The organism is Micromonospora sp. NPDC047753 (genome assembly GCF_040642735.1).
In the GTDB taxonomy this organism is placed as follows: Bacteria; Actinomycetota; Actinomycetes; order Mycobacteriales; family Micromonosporaceae; genus Micromonospora.
In genome coordinates this window covers 1-2,508 of record NZ_JBEYSL010000724.1, presented here as the reverse complement: position 1 = coordinate 2,508, position 2,508 = coordinate 1, and the positions used below count along the sequence as shown (strand labels likewise).

Sequence of the window (2,508 nt, the reverse complement as noted above, 5' to 3'; positions counted from 1 at the left end):
CCTCCTGTGGGATCAATGCGATATCGGTGAACAACGTCAATGTGGCCCGTACCGAGGCGCTGCTGCTCACCGAGCGGCTCGGTGACGTGGCCGAGATCGCGGACGCGCTGCGCCCGTACGGCATCCGGGTGCACCTGTCGGTCAGCTTCGCCGCGCCGGTGCTCCTCGGTGGCCTGCCGACCGCCGACCCCCTGGACGAGAACGTACGCGTCTGGTGGGCCGGCACCACCAGACGCCTGTACGACCGTATCCCGGACTTCGGCGGCTACCTGGTGAAGGCCGACTCGGAGGGGCAACCCGGCCCGTTCACGTACGGCCGTGACCACGCCGACGGGGCGAACCTGCTGGCCGAGGCCCTCGCCCCGCACGGGGGAGTGGTGCACTGGCGGGCGTTCGTCTACAACCACCACCAGGACTGGCGGGACCGGTCCACCGACCGGGCTCGGGCCGCGTACGACCACTTCGCCCCGCTCGACGGGCGGTTCCGCACCAACGTGGTCGTCCAGGTGAAGTTCGGCCCGGTGGACTTCCAGCCGCGCGAGCCGGTGTCACCGGTGTTCGCCGCGATGCCGGCGACCCGGCTGGCGGTGGAGTTGCAGGTCACCCAGGAGTACACGGGCCAACAGCGGCACGTCTGCCACCTCGGCCCGTGGTGGAGTGAGGTGCTCGGCTTCGCTCCCTGGGGGCCGGACGGGCGGACGATCGCCGACGTGGTCACGGGGGAGTCGGCGGCGGGCGGCGGGATGGTCGCCGTCGCCAACGTCGGCGACGACATCTTCTGGACCGGGCATCCGTTGGCGCAGGCCAACCTGTACGCGTTCGGCCGGCTCGCCTGGGACCCCCGGCGGGACCCGACGGCGATCCTCGACGAGTGGATCACGTTGACCTTTCCGCCGTCGGCGACCGCCGACGCGGAGCTGGTGCGGCGGGTCCTGCACGAGATCATGGACGACTCGTGGCGCACGTACGAGCGCTACACCGCCCCGCTGGGTGTCGGTTTCATGGTCAACCCCGGCGACCACTACGGTCCCGGCGTCGACGGGTACGAGTACACCCGGTGGGGCACCTACCACTTCGCCGACCGCGACGGCGTCGGCGTGGACCGCAGCCGAGCGTCCGGCACCGGCTTCGCCGGCCAGTACCCGCCGTACTGGGCGCAGGTGTACGAGTCACCCGAGACCTGCCCCGACGAGCTGCTGCTCTTCTTCCACCACGTGCCGTACGGGCACGTGCTGCACAGTGGCTCGACGGTCATCCAGCACATCTACGACACCCACTTTGCCGGGGTCGAGGAGGTGACGGCGATGCGACGCAGGTGGCAGACGCTGACCGGGATGATCGACCCGAGCGTGTACGAGCGGGTCGCCGAACGCCTCGACGAGCAGGTGCGCTGCGCCACCGAGTGGCGCGACCAGATCAACACGTACTTCTACCGCAAGTCCGGGGTGCCGGACGAGCGAGGGCGCGACATCTACTGAGCGGCGGTGCGGGCGGCCGGGTCATCCGGTCGGGTCGCCGTTGTGCCGTGTGCCCAGCGGCAGCCTGGCAGGTTCCGAAAACCTGCCGATAATTCATCGCCACCCACCGGCTCTGAAGACGCCCGTCGATGCCCATTGTCGCGCAGGTGGCCGCCAGAACCGTTGCGGCGAAAGGTTTCCGGAAGTCTTGACAATCGAGTGGGCTCGATTGAAGCTGACATGGTCACGCGAGCCGCGGTCAAGGTCGGGCGAAGGGCAGTCCTCGACTTAAGTCCCCTTCCACGCGCCTTTTTCCGCAAAGGATCGCGACGATGACACTGAAGACGAGAATGCTTGGCGTCGTCATGGCGGCCGTGACACTGGCCGCCGCCGCGTTGACGTTCGCCGCTCCCGCGTCGGCGGCGACGCTCACGCAGGTGACCAACTTCGGCACCAACCCCACCAACCTGCAAATGCACCTGTACGTCCCGGACCGGGTAGCCACCCGACCGGCGATCCTCCTGGCCATGCACTACTGCACCGGGACGGGCCCCGCGTTCCACTCGGGCACCCAGTACGCCTCCCTCGCGGACCGCTACGGGTTCATCGTGATCTACCCGTCGGCGACCCGCAGCAGCAAGTGCTGGGACGTCTACTCACCGCAGGCGTTGCGCCGTGGCGGCGGCAGCGACCCGGTCGGGCTCATGTCGATGGTCGACTACGTGAAGCAGCGCTACTCCGCCGACCCCGCGCGGATCTTCGCCACCGGCACCTCGTCCGGCGCGATGATGACCAACGTCATGCTGGGCGTCTACCCGGACGTGTTCGCGGCGGGCGCCTCGTTCGCCGGAGTGCCGTTCGCCTGCTTCGCCACCGGCGGCACCTCGGAGTGGAACAGCCAGTGCGCCAACGGGCAACTCATCCGGACCGCGCAGCAGTGGGGTGACCTGGTCCGGGAGGCGGCGGCGAGCAGCAACGCCTCGCCCTGGCCGGCGCGCTGGCCCTGCGCCCCGCCCTGCTGCTGCTCGACGAGCCGACGGCCAACCTCGAC

The 2,508-nt window shown here is 69.5% G+C and carries 1 protein-coding gene and 2 pseudogenes; all 3 read left to right on the top strand.

The features are described 5' to 3' along the window. Nucleotides 1-1,478: alpha-glucuronidase (locus ABZ749_RS33760; protein WP_357235122.1), on the top strand; the 1,478-nt coding region annotated here is incomplete at its 5' end. 311 nt (nucleotides 1,479-1,789) lie between these two features. Further along, a pseudogene (locus ABZ749_RS33755) lies at nucleotides 1,790-2,419 on the top strand (PHB depolymerase family esterase); the annotation flags it as partial. Beyond that, a pseudogene (locus ABZ749_RS33750) lies at nucleotides 2,419-2,508 on the top strand (ATP-binding cassette domain-containing protein); the annotation flags it as partial. The pseudogenes ABZ749_RS33755 and ABZ749_RS33750, both read left to right, overlap by 1 nt.